The sequence below is a fragment of the Shewanella sp. MSW genome (genome assembly GCF_007636515.1).
Taxonomy (GTDB): Bacteria; Pseudomonadota; Gammaproteobacteria; order Enterobacterales; family Shewanellaceae; genus Shewanella; species Shewanella indica.
Map to the genome: position 1 here is coordinate 1 of NZ_LVDR01000035.1, position 2,056 is coordinate 2,056.

At 49.6% G+C, this 2,056-nt stretch carries 1 protein-coding gene and 1 pseudogene; both read right to left on the reverse strand.

The features are described from left to right. A pseudogene (locus AYI96_RS20155) lies at positions 1-1,528 on the reverse strand (RHS repeat protein); the annotation flags it as partial. Continuing rightward, positions 1,467-1,922: a hypothetical protein gene (locus AYI96_RS20160; protein WP_144362225.1), complete on the reverse strand. Its 456-nt coding sequence runs from the start codon at positions 1,920-1,922 to the stop codon at positions 1,467-1,469. The gene AYI96_RS20160 and the pseudogene AYI96_RS20155, both read right to left, overlap by 62 nt. Positions 1,923-2,056: the final 134 nt, after the last annotated feature.

Consider the following 2,056-nt stretch of genomic DNA (forward strand, 5'->3'; position numbering starts at 1 on the left):
TGTAGTTGATACCTTTGGCTGAGACCATTTGCTGTCCCAGGTTATAGCTGAGCGGGTAACGGCCATTGTGGATGACATTGCCGCGGGTATCGTACTGATAACCATAAGCGTAGGCACCGCTCAATTTACTCAACTGATTCAGGTTGTTATAGCTATAGCCTATGTTGACGTTATTCAGTGTGCGGCTGAGGATATTCCCCTTACCGTCGTAGGTATAACGACCTGTACCCCAGCGGCCATCGGCACTGAGCAAGCGGTCAACACCGTCGTAAACCAGATTGTCAATATCATTGTTTCTGTCCACCCAATCGATGAGGCGAACCAGGTTGTCGTTGCCATCGTAGCTGGGGTCGAGTTTGTTCTTTATCACGCCGCTCTTGCTGTCGGTGAGCAAATCGATTCGGCCACTGGTATCCATCTCGACATTGCGAACAATGCCATTCCCGAATGTAAATTGTTTCACCTGGCCGTTGGGATGATAACTCACGCCTGTGACATAACTGCCGGCCTTGGTCGCTTGCCCCAAGGCATTGGGAGCAAAATCAACCAATGCACCTGATGGGTACTTCAATGAACTGACGGCTCCCAGATTGTTGTATTCCCAATCCAGTACGAAAGACTTGCCGTCCAGACTCAGGGTTTCTTTATCGATTGCATTTTGGCTGTTGTATAAGTAGCTCCAGCTGATATTACCGGCAGTCAAGGCTCTCAGATTGCCGTTGGCGTCGTAGTTGTAAGTTCTATCCGGTGTAGTATCCGGGAAATTTTCGGTTCGCAATTGCCCCAAATTATCGTAGCCCAGCAACGTTTTGTGGCTGGCCGGGACTGACGCGGCATCACAACTGGTACTGCTGCCATTGGTGCCCAGGGCCCGCCATATCTGTTGACGCTGGGCATTGTAACCATAAGCCGTAATACCGGTTTCGGGGCGAACAGACTTACACAACTGTTGATAGTTGTCGTATAGCCGTTTTTCGGTGATATTGCCCTGACGAATTGAGGTAACTTGTGCAAATTCGTTGTAATCCAGGCTGATATCATCAGTGTTTGGAGCTTCAATCAACAGTGGTTTGTCATAGGTCGGTTGACCATAGGCCAGATAGGTTGTAGTGATGGTGTTTCCTTCACTGTCCGTAACGGCTACTTTGTTTCCGGCCAAATAATCGCGGCTACTGCTGCTGTTATCACTGGTACGCGTTTGAGTGACTATTCGCCCCAAGACATCATATTCTGTTGCCATTCCCACCCGGCTGGCGGCATTGCTGCTTGGGAAGCTTGCCAAGGTTTGACGGTTTTCATGGTCGTACTCAAAGGCCTGATAGCGCGTTGTTGCCCCATTGGCGATATCCCGCTCCCGGGTAAATACCGGGCGCAACAGTGCATCATGGTAGACCCGTTTTTCGTAATTACCCTGGCTGATACTTTGACGCAAACTGCCCGCAGCTATCCCACTGCCGGAAATACCGTCATTGGCCGTTGTGACCGTTGCATAACTGATAACTTTGTCTGCCCACTTGGGGGTCGGCATAGTCGATTTTGGTTAGCCAACCAATAGGGTTGTAACTGTAGGAGGCCTTATTGCCATTAAAGTCTGTTACGCTCTTGGTGGTGCCATCCGCATTGACTTCCAACAGGGCCACCATGGTGTTGGCGGTACTGCCGTTGACCGTCGTACAACCATTGGTGGTGGCGCAGGGAAGCGTTATCTTGCGCGCCTTACCGCGGTAATAGTTTTCAAACTTCTCGTAGCGGTTTGAACCGTTATAACTGGTTTGGAGTAAATTGCCGTCTGTATGATAAGTGTTTGTGGATATGTGTTTCCCTGCAATCCAACTACGGTAAACTTGACCGATCCCATTTCCCGACGTGTAAAACTCTTGCCGATTGGCTTCTTTCCAGTTCACGCCATCACGGGAAACCATGACTCCAGCCGGTACGTTAAGCAGATTGATCGCCGTATTAGAGGGTGTTCAAAATTCTGTGTCACGTTAAAAATCACAGATCGATGTGAGCATCCAGTCGTCCTTCAAAATGGATGGACAGCTGAGATAGCGTT

Bases quoted from the DNA above. Each gene is read 5' to 3' on its own strand.
- AYI96_RS20160 (WP_144362225.1), bottom strand. From the start codon at position 1,922: ATGGTTTCCCGTGATGGCGTGAACTGGAAAGAAGCCAATCGGCAAGAG.